Below are 13,556 nucleotides of genomic sequence, written 5' to 3' on the forward strand. Positions count from 1 at the left end.
ATGGAAGAACGGACGGCCCGCCAGTGCGAGTTCACGCAAAGGCCGCTGTGACAGCGGCCGACCGGCCCCCGGTCATGGCCGACGTCGCTCGCCTGGCGGGCGTGTCACACCAGACGGTGTCCCGGGTCATCAACGGGGCACCCAGCATCAGGCGCGAGACGCGGGAGCGGGTCCTCGAGGCCATCCGACGACTCGACTACCGCCCCAACACGGCCGCCCGTGCGCTGGTGCGCGGACGGTCCGGGATGATCGGCATCATCGGCACGGCCAGGACGCTGTTCGGTCCGACGAGCATCCATCGCAGCGTCGAGGACGCCGCCCGCGCGGCCGGCTACTTCGCCACCTCGGTGAGCCTCTCCGAGGTGACGGTACGGGCGCTCAGCGACGCCACCGAACACCTCATGCGCGTCGGCGTGGAGGGCGTCGTGATGATCGCCGGCAACGACGAGGCCCTCGAGGTGGTGCGGATGACGCGCTCGGGTGTCCCCTTCGTCGTCGTGGAGGGCGACCTGTCCAGGGCCAGCGTGACAGTCGGTGTCGACCAGGTGCTCGGCGCCCGGATGGCCACCGAGCACCTCCTCGACCTCGGGCATCGAGAGATCGTGCATGTGAGCGGCCCGCTCAACTGGGCGGAGGCCCGCGCTCGCCTCGAAGGGTGGCGTCGGGCGATGAGTGCCGCGGGCCTACGCCCGCCGGAGCCGGTCGAGGGGGACTGGAGGGCGCACAGCGGCTACGCCGCCGGGCTGCGGATCGGTGCGATGCGCGCAACCACTGCGGTGTTCGCCGCCAACGACCAGATGGCCATCGGTGTACTGCGCGCGTTGCACGAGCGTGGCCGGCGGGTGCCACACGACGTCTCCGTCGTCGGATTCGACGACGTGCCCGAGGCGCCCTTCCTGATCCCGCCGTTGACGACGATTCAGCAGGATTTCGACGCGGTCGGTCGGCGGGCCATCACGGCCGTCACCCAGGCCATCGACGACACGGTGCCGCAGCGTCTGCCGCTGGTCGTTCCCAAGCTCGTGGTGCGACAGAGCACGGCGCCGCCGACCGCTACCTGAACAGCCGACGATCTGGAGCGGCCGGCCCGCCGACGGGCGGGAGCCCCAGGCGTGTGACCGGGACCCCCGCGACGTCGATGGTGCTCGGGGCGAACGAGGTGTTCAGAGGGTGAAGACGAGCGTGGAGATGCTGCGGGCGCCGACGTTGATGGTGGCCTGGCCGCCGTTCACGCTGGTCGGCTGGCTGGCCGCGTTGGCGTTCTGTGAGGTGAGATAGTGCTCGGCCCGGCTGACGTTCTGCGGGGCCTGGATCACGGCGTTGTTGACCGCGCTGTTCGAGCGGTTGAGGATCACCAGGGTGATCTTCCCGTCCCCCTGGTAGGCGGTCACCTCCAGCGGCGAGGCCTTCGAGCTCTTCGTCAGGGCAACCCGCTGGTAGCCGGGGCGGACGTACTTCGCGTACTGCGAGAAGGCGTACCCGCGCTTGAGCGGAGCGCCCGCGACGGTGCCGAACGCCGACTCGCCGTCACCGATGAAGGAGTAGTAGCGCTTGCCGTACCACCAGATGTAGGCGTTCCAGTTGGCCTCCATCGACTTGTGCACGGTGCGCATGATGTCGTCGAGGGTCTCGTTCCAGACCGCCGCGTTGGCGGGGTTGCCCCAGATGTTGGAGCCGCCACCGTCGGCGGCGTGCAGGTTCCACTCGGTCATCCACACCGGCTTGTTGTGCTGCTCCGCCAGGGAGTACGGCCGCAGTCGGCCCGACTCCTCGGTGCCGTACAGGTGCCCGCCGACGTAGCCGATGTTGTTGCGGGCGGTCGCGTCGTTGAGGGTCGGATCGGTGTAGCCGTAGTTCATGTTGACCGCCTCGGCCACCATCAGCTTGGTGTTCTGCACCTTGGTGCCCTGGTCGCGGACGAAGGTGCGCAGCTCGGTGCCGCTCCAGTCCATCGAGTCGTAGTCCGGGTGCCAGTCCGGCTCGTTCTGCACCGACGTGACATCGACGGGTACGCCCTGGCCACGCATGTACTGCACGTAGCTGTTCAGATGGTTGGCGTAGTCGTCGTAGTAGTCGGTCCTCAGTTTGCCGCCGTTGACCCGGCTGTTGTTGGTCTTCCACGCTGCCGGCGCGGTCCAGGGCGAGGCGAGGATCTTCACGTTGGACCCGTACGACTTCGCGGTCTTCAACGAGTTCACGTGCGTCGCCCACTCGTTGGATTCCGGCGACAGGCCGGTCCGCACGATGGAGAGCCCCAGCTGGTTGGCACCCATCCCGACCAGCGTCTGGGTGTCCGTCGTCGACCAGGCGCTACCCCAGATGGACTGTGCGGCCCCGAACCCGTCGACAGTCTGGTATTTGGTCGCGCTGTTCACAGTGATGTCCGCCGGCCCGTTCGGCGGCGGGGTGGTGGTGGGCGGCGGGTCCGTCGGTGGCGGGGTCGGCTCGGTGCCACCGGTGCAGCCCACGCCGTTCAACGCGAAGATGGTCGGATCGGGGTTGCTGCCGGTCCACGAGCCGTTGAAACCGAACGAGACGGTCCCGTTGGTCGGGATGGCCCCGTTGTAGCTGACGTTCTTGGCGGTGACGGCGGTGCCGCTCTGCGTCAACGTCGTGTTCCAGGCCTGCGTGACGGTCTGACCGGCGTTGTAGTTCCAGGTCAACGTCCAACTCGTCAGCGCGTCACCGAGGTTGGTGATGGTGACGTTGGCGCCGAAGCCGCCCTGCCACTGCGACGACACGCTGTAGTTCACCGAACAGCCGGCGGCTGCGGCCCCCGCCGGCATCGCCACGGCGACCGCCGCCGACGCCAGCAGGACGGCGCCGGCCGACACCAGGGCGGCGTTTGTCACTCTGCTTCTTCTCATGAAACTCCTCCTGAAGTGGTGGTGGCTTCCACGCCTCGGGAGGGCTCGTCTGCGGTGAGATTCAGCGACGGTGTGAGCGGCGGAAAAATTGGGAGCGCTCCCAGGTGGTGACTCAGAAAGCTAATTCGTATAACGAATCCTGTCAATGCAATCGGCCTGGGCGCAGTGGTGCCGTCACCGGCCGCAGGCGCCGCACTGCCTGCGAGTGCGCAGGTGGTAGTCGGTGGACGCGATCACCAGGCCCACCCCCATGACGAGGTACGCCGACATCGCCACCCACAGGAACGCGTCGGAGAACTCGCTGTGCGAGCCCGACGTCACCTGCACCATCCCCATGCCGAAGTAGGCCACGATGCCCGTGCCGAGCCCGAAGCCGGGCACCAGCAGCAGCAGACGAGAAATGGTGCGCCCGGCGAGCAGCGGCACCCACCCCGGCCAGACCTCACCCCAGTGGTACACCAGCGCCAGTGGCAACAGCACTCCTGCCAGCACCAGGCCGATCTCCAACCCGAGCAGGGAGGCGCTCTGGTCGACGCGGTCGAACCCCACCGCGAACTGGGCCGCGAAGCGGGTCACGAGACCGCCCACAGTGGCCCACGCCGCCCAGCGCGCCCACTGCGTGGGTGCCGAGCGCCGCGTACCCGGTCGGACCGTCCGGCAGCAGGCTGGGCAGTCGCCCCGGGTGCGCCGCTGATAGCGCGCGGTGGCCAGAGCGAGCAGGACCGCTCCGGTGGCACAGGTCAGCCGACTGACGAACGCCAGCGGGTCGAAGAACGGCCCGACGGCGAACAGCAGGAAGCCCACCAGCTCCGGCAGCAGGATCGCGGCTGCCGCGACCAGCGCTGCGGCGACCGTCCAGGCGAGCCCCGCAAGCGCCGGCCGCCAGGTCGCCTCCCGGTCCAGGGCAACCGCCAGCCCGCCCGCGGCCGCGCACAACGCCACCGACCACCAGCCGGTGAAGCCGAGCAGATCCAGCCCGAGCCTCCCGAACTCCGGAGCCTCGTCGACCGTCCAGGCCAGACGCACGCCCCCGTATGCCACGGCCCAGCCGAGCACTGCGTACGTCAGGCCATGGACGCCCCGCCCGACGATCCGTGTCGATGTCGTCATGCGCCGATCCTGCCGGCGTCCCCGGGTGGGCGGACCCCGCTGACAGGGGACGTCGCTCCCTCGCGGGAGGGACCGGCCGGACAGTGGGTGCGCCGAACAGGGCGCGTCAAGCACCGTGCGTCTCCTGTGGAGTGACCGGGTGTGGTGCGAATCCTCGGCCTTCTATACCGTGGCACGATCACGGGTGGCCACTTCCTCGACCGGGCCGCCCGCGACGACGTCGCGTACGCGTTCGACATGGGGGATTCGTCGTGAGCATGGAATCGCCGACGACCGGCCGGCACGAGGCCGGTGAGGCCGACGTGCAGCAGAAGGTCGACACGTCGGTGCCGCATTCGGCGCGGATCTGGAACTACTGGCTCGGTGGCAAGGACAACTTCGCCGTCGACCGCGAGGCCGGGGACCAGTATCGCCAGGTCTTCCCCGGCGTCGTCGACGTGGCCCGGGCCTCCCGGCAGTTCCTGGTCCGCTCGATCATGTTCCTCACCGCCGACGCGGGCATCCGCCAGTTCCTCGACGTCGGCACCGGGCTGCCGACCGCCAACAACACGCACGAGGTGGCCCAACGGATCGCCCCGGACGCGCGGATCGTCTACGTCGACAGCGACCCGCTGGTGCTGGTGCACGCTCGCGCGTTGCTGGTGGGCACGGCCGAGGGCAGGACCGCCTACATCGACGGTGACCTGCACGACCCGGCCGCGATCATCGCCGAGGCCGGCAAGACGCTCGACTTCGCGCAGCCGATCGGTCTCATCCTCAGCGGCGTTATGGGCCACGTGCCCGACTACGAGGCCGCCCGCTCGATCACCCGGCAGTTGGTGGCGGCGCTGCCGAGCGGCAGTTACCTCTCGCTGAACGACGGCACGAGCCTGATCAGCGCCGAGATGCAGCAGGCGCAGGACGACTACAACGACAGCGGCGCTACTCCGTACACCCTGCGCTCTCCCGACGAGATCGCCGGCTTCTTCGACGGCCTGGAGCTGGTCGAGCCCGGCGTCGTGCCGTGCCCGCAGTGGCGGCCGGACGACGCGGTCGACACGCCGGCCGACATCGACGCCTTCGGCGGGGTGGGCCGCAAGCGCTGACACTGTCGTGCGGCGGCGGTCGGCACCACTGTGGGTCGTTCCTGGTGGCTACGCCGCCGCGCGGTAAGGACGGTCAGCCGGACTGGTCGGCTGGCGGAAGGACGCTCTGCACGGCCACGCAGGGGTCCGTGGCGGGTGCGGCGGCGTGGATCGCTTCGGCGGCCCGGGCGGCGAGGTCGCGAAAGACCTCGCGCTGCTCCTCGGGTAACCCGCCCAGCACGTGGTCCTCGGCGTGGGCGACCCGCCGTTCGGCCTCGGCGAGCGTCTGGCGTCCGCGTTCGGTGCCCACGACGCGTCGGGCCCGCCGGTCCTGGGGGTCAGGTCTGCGCTCGATGAGGCCGGCGTTCGCCAGGTCGTCGATGACGTAGGTCAGTACGCTGCGGTCGATGGCCAGGCGATCGGCCAGGGCGCCCTGCGTGGGCACATCTTCGTGCACGACGACGGCCAGGATGTGGTAGCCCCGACTGCCGTGCGGCAGGTCCTTCAGTAACTCCTCGACGCGCTCGTGCCAGCGGCGCAGCACCATGCCCAGCGACCAACCGAAGTTCGAGCCGCGCTCGCGGTCGGCCGGCAGCTCGCACGGGTCGGTCACGGACATGTCCCGATGCTAGTGGCCGGTGCGTTGATCATGATCCGACATCGCGGCAGCCAGGAATGATTGGCAGCTAAGATAGGTTGCCTGACAAACGATAGATGTAGAACATCATGGGTTGATCAAACGATCGCGTGGATGGTGAAGCAATGTCGGATTACGGGCACGAACTCCGGTTTGGGTCGTTCCTGACACCCAGCGTGCACGACCCGGATCAGGTGGTGGCGCTGGCCGAGTTGACCGAGGCGGCGGGGCTGGACCTGGTCACCTTCCAGGACCACCCGTACAACGCGGAGTTCCTCGACACCTGGACGCTGCTGAGCTGGGTCGCCGCCCGCACGGAGCGGCTCCGGATCTCCGGGAACGTCCTCAGCCTGCCGCTGCGCCCGCCGGCAGTGCTGGCCCGGGCCGCGGCGAGCCTGGACCGGTTGTCGCACGGCCGTTTCGAACTGGGCCTGGGCGCCGGCGCGTTCTGGGACGGGATCGAGGGCATGGGCGCACGTCGGCTGACAGCGGGGCAGGGAGTCGCGGCCCTGCGGGAGGCTATCGACGTCCTTCGCGGCGTCTGGGACGACACCGCCACTGGGCCGCTGCGGCTGGACGGGGAGTACTACCCCGTACCCGGCATGCAGCGCGGCCCGAAGCCGGCACATGACATCGACATCTGGCTCGGCGCGTACCAGCCGAAGATGCTGGCCCTGACCGGTCAGAAGGCCAACGGCTGGCTGCCGACGCTGGAATACCTGCGATCTCCGGACCGGGTGACCGCCAACCGGCTCATCGACGGGGCGGCCATCGCCGCGGGCCGCGACCCCCGGGAGATCCGGCGGCTGCTCAACCTGTTCACTGTCGACGTCTCGTCGCGCAGCCGCGGCTTCCTCCAGGGGCCCGTCGAGCAGTGGGTCGACCAACTCCTTCCGCTGGTCGTGGAGGAGGGGTTCAGCACCTTCCTGATCGGGCGCGACGACCCACGTCTCATTCAGACCCTCGGGCAGGAGATCGCCCCCGCGCTGCGGGAGGCGGTCGCCAAGGAGCGCACCGGGGGTGAGGTCGGCACCGGGCCGGTCCGCACGACCGTCGCGCTGGCCGAGCGGCACCCCGGCCTCGACTACGACGCGCTGCCGCCGTCGCTGGCCACCAGGTCCGTCGAGCCCGGTGACCAGGAGTACGAGCGGGTACGCCACACCTACAGCTGGCACGGCTCGCCGGCCCTGGTGATCCGTCCGCGCAACGCCGCCGAGGTGGTCGACGCCGTGTCGTACGCCCGGACGCAGGATGTTCCGCTGTCGGTGCGCAGCGGCGGGCACGGCATCAGCGGCCGGTCGACGAACGACGGGGGAGTCGTCATCGACATGTCGAGGATGAACAGGGTCGAGGTGCTCGACCGGGCGACCCGTCGGGTGCGCCTGGAGCCGGGCGCACGCTGGGGCGAGGTGGCCCAGGCGCTCGCTCCGTACGGCCTGGCCATGAGCTCGGGCGACTACGGAGACGTGGGCGTCGGTGGTCTCGCCACCACCGCCGGCGTCGGATACCTGGCGCGCAAGCACGGCCTGACCATCGACCACGTCGTCGCCGCCGAGATCGTCACCGCGGATGGCCGTCTGCTCCGCGTCGACGACGAGCATCACCCCGACCTGTTCTGGGCCGTCCGCGGCGCCGGTGGAAACTTCGGTGTGGTCACCGCGCTGGAGTTGGAGGCGTACGAGGTCGACAAGGTCGTCTACGCCCAACTCGTCGCGGACGCGACCGACACCGCCCAGTTACTGCGCCGGTGGGGCCAGCTCGTCGAGGACGCGCCACGGGAGCTGACGAGCTTCCTCTCCCTCTTTCCCGCTCGCCGTGGCAGCCCACCGGCTGCCCAGGTCACGCTTGTCTACGCCGGCGACGACGTCGAGGCGGCGCAGTCCGCTTTGAGCCCGTTCCTGGAGATCGGGCCGATCCTCGACCAGCAGGCGCAGCTCGTGCCGTACCCGGCGATCGTCGTGCCGCCGGGCAACCACCATCGGGGTCAGGGGCTGCGCGACACCCGCAGCGGCCTGTTGCACCACGTCACACCGCAGGCGGCCGACCTCATGGAGAACATGATCCATTCCGGCGACGTGATGATCATGCAGCTCCGGTCCGTCGGCGGGGCGGTCAACGACGTCGCCCGCGACGCGACCGCGTACCCGCACCGGGAGCAGAACTTCTCGGTGCTCGCCGCCACTGTCCCGGACCGCCGGCCCCAACTCGACAAACTGTGGGCCGAGCTGTACCCGCACCTCGACGGCCTGTATCTCAGCTTCGAGAGCGACACCGATCCGGCTCGACTGCTGGATGCCTGGCCCGAGCCCACCCTCGGCCGGCTGCGCGCCGTCAAGGCCAGCTACGACCCGGACAACGTCTTCAACCGGAACTTCCCCATCCCACCGGCCGGGCCGGTCGGCTAGAGGGCACCGGACAGGTAGTCGCGGCGACGCTGCGGTTCGAACTTCTCGATCGCGTACCGCAGCATGACCCGTGGCATGACCCGGTAGCGGCGGGCGAGGAACTCCTCCTCCGCCGCTCTGTCCCGGTTGCCCACCTCGCGCAACATCCAGCCCACCGCCTTGCGGACGAGGTCGTGCGGGTCGTGCAGGAGCCGGTCGCCGAGTCGGAAGGTCCACTCGAAGTCACCGGCCTTGATGAAGGCGAAGGTCGCCATGATGGCGATGCGCCGCTCCCACACGAGGCTCGACTCGGCCAACCGGTCCAGGACGCTCCGGTCCCTGTCGAGCAGCCAGGGCCCGACGATGTACGGCGCGGACGAGTCCACCAGGTCCCAGTTGTTGATGCGGTCGGTGTTGGCCAGGACGATGTCGAAGATCTGACCCCGTTCCGGCTCGTCGCCCTTGACGAACTTCCGCACCAGGATGAGCAGCGCTGTCAACCGTTCCTCGTGGGCGCCGCCGGTGAGCAACTGCGTCGTCTCGGCCAGCGAGAGGTCGAGCCAGAACCGGGCGGCCACAGTGCGCTGGTCGGGCACTGAGACACCGAGGGCCCGGTCGCCCTCGCCGTACCCACCGGGGACCATCCGGAGGAACCGGCTCGACGCCTCGGCTCGACGTGGATCGGCGAGGCTGGCGAGTGCCCGACGCACGTCGACGTTGGTGGCCATGACCGTCGACGCTACCGGGGGTCAGCCGGCATGGCGGAGGCGTCCGACCTTCGGCATGGTGTGAGTGGGTGATTCAAGGGGTACGACCCTGCGATGACGCAGCCGAGGACGGATCCCGCCGACGCGTTGGCCGAGCTGGGCCGGGTCAGACTCGACGAGGTCAGCCTCGACGACATGCTGCTCCGGGTCGCTGAACTCGCCAAGGGGAGCATTCCCGGGACGAGGGAAGTGACTGTCACCCTGGTGCGGGGGTCGGGTCGGTTGGACCGGGGCATTCACCGGCGAGCTGGCCCGTCAGTTGGACGAGTGGCAGTACGAGCAGCACCGGGGCCCCTGCCTGGATGCCTCCGCCAGCGGTGACACCATCTCCGTGCCGGACATGGAGACCGAGGAGCGCTGGCCGGCATGGGCGGAGAGGGCGCGCGCCGCCGGCGTGCGGAGTCTCCCTGGACACCAACCGGAAGGTGCGCGAGGTCGCGGAGGCCCTGGTCGCCCAGGCGGTGGGAAAGTCTCAAGGGTGAGTCTCGCCCGGACCTGACCGGCGCCGCACCCACCCCGGGTGGTGGCAACCGGGCAGTCGTCCGGCGCGAAGTCCGGTGACGAGTCGCGGGTGTGGGTGCCTGAGCGGTGGGTAGGGCTGAACCATGCTGAAGCGAGCGGTGTGGCAGGGGCTGGTGGCGGGCCTGGCCGGGGCGGCGGTGATGACGGCCGCCGAGAAGATCGAACAGCGGGTGACCGGTCGGCCCGACTCCTACGTGCCGGCCCGGGTTCTGGCCAGGCTCACCGGCCTGCCGGAATCCTCCGGGCAGCAGCCCCGGTGGCAGAACCTGGCGATGCACTACGGCCAGGGCGCGCTGGTCGGCGTGCTGCGCAGCGCCATGGCGCAGGCCGGGCTGCGCGGCGCCTGGGCCTCGACGATGTTCACGGCGGTGCGCCTGACCAACGACCAGATCCTGGAGAACGCCACCGGCGTGGGGGCGCCCCCACCGACCTGGCCCCGCCCCGAACTCGCCATCGACGTGTTGCACAAGTCCATCTACGCGTTCGCCACCGGGGCGGTGGCCGACGCGCTCGCCGCCCGCGACGGAGCGGGTCCCGGGCAGCGGCACGCCGCGCTGCGTCCCGGTCGTCACTCGGACGTCGGTCCGCTGCCCGGGGCAGCAGCACGCCGGGCATAGCGGCGGAAGAGCGCCCACGGCCAGGAAGCTGCGTGCGCGGCCGGGGAGTGTTTAGCTGCACGGATGATCACACCCGTTCCCCTCGGTACCTGGCCGACGCCGTTGGAGGCCGCGCCCCGGCTCGCCGCCCGGCTGGGGCTGGCCGAGCTCTGGTTCAAGCGTGACGATCTCACCGGCCTCGGCGGGGGCGGCAACAAGATCCGCAAGCTCCGGTACACCTGCGCGCAGGCGATCGCCGACGGCGCCACCACGCTGATCACCTCCGGGGCGCCGCAGAGCAACCACGCCCGGCTCACCGCGGCCGCCGCCGCGCGGCTCGGCCTCTCCTGCGTGCTGGTGCTCGCCGGCCCGCCCCCGGAGCGTCGACGAGGCAACCTGCTGCTCGACGCACTCGCCGGCGCGGAGATCGTCTGGAGCGGAGAGCGTCCGCTCGCCGAGGTGGTGGCGGCCGAGGCGGAGCGACGATCGGCGTACGTCATCCCGTTCGGCGGCACCGCTCCCAACTCGATTCAGGGCTATGTGGACTGCGCTCGGGAGCTGCGGGACCAGTTGCCGGACGCCGACGGGGTCGAGGTGGTGGCGGCGCTCGGTTCCGGCGGGACGATGGCCGGCCTGGTGCGGGAGTTGGGCGCGCAGCGGGTCGTCGGCGTGGATGTGGGCGCCGTGCCGGACCCACGGGCGACCGTCGCCGGGCTGCTCGGCGGCGAGGTCGAACCGGACGCGCTGCGGATCGACGGCACTCAGGTGGGTGCGGGGTACCGCACGCTGACCGACGCCGTCCGGGCGGCGCTGGAGGTGACCGCGCGTACGGAGGGGGTCTTCCTGGACCCGACGTACACCGGTCGGGCGATGGCGGCGCTGCTGGCTGGCAGCTTCCCGCACGGCGACCGGGTCGTCTTTCTGCACAGCGGCGGTCTGCCGGGACTCTTCGGCCACCCCGAGCTGTAGGGGCGCCGGCCCGGGCACGCACGGCGGTGCCCTCCGGCGGAGTCGCGCCGAAGGGCACCGCGCCGAGCTGTCGACGAATCAGACGCCGGCGAAGTGCTCGCGGTGATCGCGAACGAACTCGGCGAAGGTCCGCGGCTGCCGGCCGATGATCGCCCTGTTGGGGTGCGCAGGGCCACCAGGATGGCTCCGGGCTGATGCCGGAAAGCCGCCGCCGAACAGGGGCGCAAGCAGTAGCGTGATGATCAGGAAGGGGGCGGCGATGAGCCCGAAGGTTGCCCAGGGCGACGCGAGTGCGACGTCGCGCATCGAGAGCCTGGACGTCAAACTTGAGGTGGTCGTCATCCCGGTCTCGGACGTCGACCGGGCGAAGGCGTTCTACGAACGGCTCGGGTGGCGCCTCGATCAGACCCCGCCCGGCATCGTCCAGTTGACGCCGCACGGCTCCGCGTGTTCCGTGCAGTTCGGCCCCGGGCTCACGTCGGCGGCACCCGGCTCGGCCACGGCGTACCTGATCGTGTCCGACATCGAGGCGGCCCACGACACCCTCGCCGCCGCCGGTGTCGAGGTCGGCGACGTCTTCCACGTCAGCCCGGACGGCCCGGTCGACGGGCCGGACCCGCAGCGGCGCAGCTACTTCTCGCGCGCCACGCTGCGCGACCCGGACGGCAACACCTGGCTGATGCAGGAGATCACGACCAGGCTTCCCGGACGCATCGAGGGCGGCCTCACGTCGTTCGGCTCCACGAGCGACCTGGCGAGCGCGCTTCGGCGCGCGGCCGCCGCGCACGGCGAGCACGAGAAACGTACGGGCGAGCATGACGACAACTGGCCCGACTGGTACGCGGCGTACATGGTCAGCGAGCAGTCGGGGGCCAAGCCGCCCGAGTGAGCCGGTCAGCGCAGTCCGCGGATGAGGTTGTCGACCAGGGTGCGGGCGAAGTCCTCGGTGAGCGGCAGGTCGGCGATGAGAAGCCGGTGGTAGCAGGCGCCCCAGAGTTGGTCGACGACGGATTCGGGGTCGATGTCGGCGCGTAGCTGCCCCCGGGCCATGGCCCGGGTGAGGGTTTCGACGGCGAGGGCCCGACGGGGTGCGGAGTAGCGCTCGCGGTAGGCGGCGGCCAGTTCCGGGTCGGTCTGCGCCTGCCCGATGAGTTGGCTGATGACCCGCCCGGCGGTGGTGTCCCGCACCAGGTGGACGAAGGCGACGAGTTGGTTGGTCAGGTCGGCGACGATGTCGGCGGTGTCGGCGAAGGCCAGGGTGGGCGCGACGACTGTGAAGTAGCCGTCCAGGGCGAGCGCTCCCTTGGAGGGCCACCACTTGTAGACGGTCATCCGGCTGGCTCCGGCGTGGGCCGCGACCTTCTCGATGGTGAAGCCGGCCATGCCCTCGGCGAGCAGGAGTTCACCGGCGGCCGTGAGGATCTCCGCGCGTACCTGATCGGTGGGGCGGCGGCCGCGACCACGGCGTGCTGGCGTCTGGGCATCCGGCGTGAGTTCGGCCACTGGTCCTCCCGGTTATATGGACATGCTGTCTACTTGCTGGTTATATGGACACAGCGTACACAGCGGTGCCCGCACACCGCGACGCACCGCGACGACGACCGGAGGAGACGAGGGACATGGCGGGTCTACGACGGCGACGGTTGGGTGCCTCCGGGCCGGAGGTGTCGATCATCGGGCTCGGCGCGATGGGCATGTCCGACCTGTACGGGCCGGCCGACGAGGCGGAGAGCGTCGCGACGCTGCACGCGGCTATCGACGCCGGTGTGAACCTGATCGACACCGCGGACTTCTACGGGTCAGGTCACAACGAGATGCTGATCGGCCGCGTGCTGCGGGAGCGCCGCCGGGACGAGGTGGTGCTCAGCGTGAAGTTCGGCGCACGCCGGACACCCGACGGCGGCTTCCAGGCGGCACCGTACGACGTGTCGGCGGCGGCGGTGAAGGACCGGCTCGCGTACTCGCTGCGACGGTTGGGCACCGACTACCTCGACATCTACCGGCCGTCACGGCTGAACCCGCAGGTGCCGGTCGAGGAGACAGTGGGCGCGCTGCTGGAGATGCAGCAGGCCGGCTACATCCGGCACATCGGGCTCTCCGAGGTGGGCGCGGACAGCATCCGCAGGGCCGCGGCGGTGGCGCCGATCAGTGACGTGCAGATCGAGTACTCGCTGCTCTCCCGGGGCCCGGAGGCCACCATCCTGCCGGCGCTGCGGGAGCTGGGCATCGGGTTGACCGCCTACGGGGTGCTGTCCCGAGGTCTGCTCAGCGGCCACTGGTCGGCGGACCGTGCGCTGACCGGCACGGACTTCCGGGCCAACAGCCCACGGTTTCAGGGCGAGCACCTGGCCGCCAACCTGCGCCTGGTGGACGCGCTCGGCCGGGTCGCGCAGCGGCTGGGGGCGACCACCAGCCAGGTGGCGATCGCCTGGGTGGCGGCACAGGGCGAACAGATCGTGCCGTTGGTAGGGGCGCGGCGACGCGACCGGCTGACCGAGTCGCTGGCCGCTGTCGACCTGGTGCTCGACCAGGACGCGCTGGACGAGATCGAGCGTGCCGTGCCGGCCGGCGCCGCCTCCGGCCAGCGGTACGCGACCGCCATGATGGCGCTGCTCGACAGCGAGAAGTGACAGCGGCGGG

Annotated in this window: 12 protein-coding genes; 7 read left to right on the top strand and 5 right to left on the bottom strand. The window is 70.5% G+C overall.

What is annotated here, in order from left to right:
• Window positions 1–74 precede the first annotated feature (74 nt).
• Window positions 75–1,061, top strand: coding sequence for a LacI family DNA-binding transcriptional regulator (locus PSH03_RS19135; RefSeq protein ID WP_210781547.1), 987 nt, complete (start codon window positions 75–77; stop codon window positions 1,059–1,061).
• 102 nt (window positions 1,062–1,163) lie between these two features.
• Here the strand turns inward: PSH03_RS19135 and PSH03_RS19140 are convergent, their stop codons facing one another.
• The gene (locus PSH03_RS19140; protein ID WP_238689940.1) at window positions 1,164–2,867 is read right to left on the bottom strand and encodes a cellulose binding domain-containing protein; all 1,704 of its coding nucleotides are present in this window, start codon (window positions 2,865–2,867) and stop codon (window positions 1,164–1,166) included.
• A gap of 174 nt (window positions 2,868–3,041) precedes the next feature.
• Window positions 3,042–3,977, bottom strand: a complete 936-nt coding sequence (locus tag PSH03_RS19145; protein ID WP_238689941.1) for a hypothetical protein — start codon at window positions 3,975–3,977, stop codon at window positions 3,042–3,044.
• A gap of 257 nt (window positions 3,978–4,234) precedes the next feature.
• On the opposite strand from PSH03_RS19145, the gene PSH03_RS19150 reads away from it, so the two are divergent.
• On the top strand, window positions 4,235–5,062 hold the full coding sequence (locus tag PSH03_RS19150) for an SAM-dependent methyltransferase (protein ID WP_238690126.1): 828 nt from the start codon (window positions 4,235–4,237) through the stop codon (window positions 5,060–5,062).
• A 73-nt stretch (window positions 5,063–5,135) separates the two neighbouring features.
• On the opposite strand, the gene PSH03_RS19155 is transcribed toward PSH03_RS19150, so the two are convergent.
• Entirely contained in the window at window positions 5,136–5,660 is a 525-nt protein-coding gene (locus tag PSH03_RS19155; RefSeq protein ID WP_210781494.1) for a MarR family winged helix-turn-helix transcriptional regulator, read from the bottom strand.
• 143 nt (window positions 5,661–5,803) lie between these two features.
• Between PSH03_RS19155 and PSH03_RS19160 the strand changes: the two genes are divergently transcribed.
• A complete protein-coding gene (locus tag PSH03_RS19160) occupies window positions 5,804–8,083 on the top strand; it encodes an LLM class flavin-dependent oxidoreductase (protein WP_238689942.1) in 2,280 nt (759 codons plus the stop codon).
• On the opposite strand, the gene PSH03_RS19165 is transcribed toward PSH03_RS19160, so the two are convergent.
• A complete protein-coding gene (locus PSH03_RS19165; RefSeq protein WP_238689943.1) occupies window positions 8,080–8,790 on the bottom strand; it encodes a DNA alkylation repair protein in 711 nt (236 codons plus the stop codon). The genes PSH03_RS19160 and PSH03_RS19165 overlap by 4 nt on opposite strands.
• A gap of 644 nt (window positions 8,791–9,434) precedes the next feature.
• Between PSH03_RS19165 and PSH03_RS19170 the strand changes: the two genes are divergently transcribed.
• The 3 genes from PSH03_RS19170 to PSH03_RS19180 all read left to right on the top strand — a co-directional run bounded on the left by PSH03_RS19170 (window position 9,435) and on the right by PSH03_RS19180 (window position 11,805).
• Complete coding sequence (locus PSH03_RS19170) at window positions 9,435–9,968, top strand: hypothetical protein (protein WP_238689944.1); 534 nt, start codon at window positions 9,435–9,437, stop codon at window positions 9,966–9,968.
• Between the two features lie 63 nt (window positions 9,969–10,031).
• Window positions 10,032–10,916 carry a pyridoxal-phosphate dependent enzyme gene (locus tag PSH03_RS19175; protein WP_238689945.1) on the top strand — a complete coding sequence of 295 codons (885 nt, stop codon included), beginning with the start codon at window positions 10,032–10,034 and terminating at the stop codon, window positions 10,914–10,916.
• Window positions 10,917–11,175: 259 nt separating this feature from the next.
• Window positions 11,176–11,805 carry a VOC family protein gene (locus PSH03_RS19180; protein ID WP_210781488.1) on the top strand — a complete coding sequence of 210 codons (630 nt, stop codon included), beginning with the start codon at window positions 11,176–11,178 and terminating at the stop codon, window positions 11,803–11,805.
• 5 nt (window positions 11,806–11,810) lie between these two features.
• Here PSH03_RS19180 and PSH03_RS19185 read toward each other — a convergent pair whose 3' ends face one another.
• Window positions 11,811–12,419: a TetR/AcrR family transcriptional regulator gene (locus PSH03_RS19185; RefSeq protein WP_238689946.1), complete on the bottom strand. Its 609-nt coding sequence runs from the start codon at window positions 12,417–12,419 to the stop codon at window positions 11,811–11,813.
• A 116-nt stretch (window positions 12,420–12,535) separates the two neighbouring features.
• Here PSH03_RS19185 and PSH03_RS19190 point away from each other — a divergent pair, with 116 nt between their 5' ends.
• Entirely contained in the window at window positions 12,536–13,546 is a 1,011-nt protein-coding gene (locus PSH03_RS19190; protein WP_238689947.1) for an aldo/keto reductase, read from the top strand.
• Window positions 13,547–13,556 lie beyond the last annotated feature (10 nt).

This window comes from Micromonospora salmantinae (assembly GCF_022230905.1).
Classification (GTDB): Bacteria; Actinomycetota; Actinomycetes; order Mycobacteriales; family Micromonosporaceae; genus Micromonospora; species Micromonospora salmantinae.